We start from the raw sequence: 277 nt of genomic DNA on the forward strand, positions 1-277 counted from the left end.
ACATTGCTCATGCTGATCCTGCCATCAGCGCCTACAGCAGCATTGCCGCCCAACACTGTCGTCACGGATCTTGAAACGCCGAACAACTGACCGCCGTTGATTGCATCCAGACTACCATCGGCGACCAGGCCGCCTGCAATACCGGTAAGCTTTTTGTTGCCTGCATTGATACCGTCGGTGGTGACTTTTACTCCGCCTTCCAGCTCCAGGCCCTTATCGGTGAGTTTAACATCTTTGCCAACCCGCACGCCCGCATCGCTCACAGAGGTCTTGCCAG

At 56.0% G+C, this 277-nt stretch carries 1 pseudogene; it reads right to left on the reverse strand.

The features are described from left to right. Positions 1–277: pseudogene (locus ACOZHT_RS24470) on the reverse strand (hypothetical protein); the annotation flags it as partial.

This window comes from Ochrobactrum sp. EDr1-4 (assembly GCF_049199085.1).
GTDB lineage: Bacteria > Pseudomonadota > Alphaproteobacteria > Rhizobiales > Rhizobiaceae > Brucella.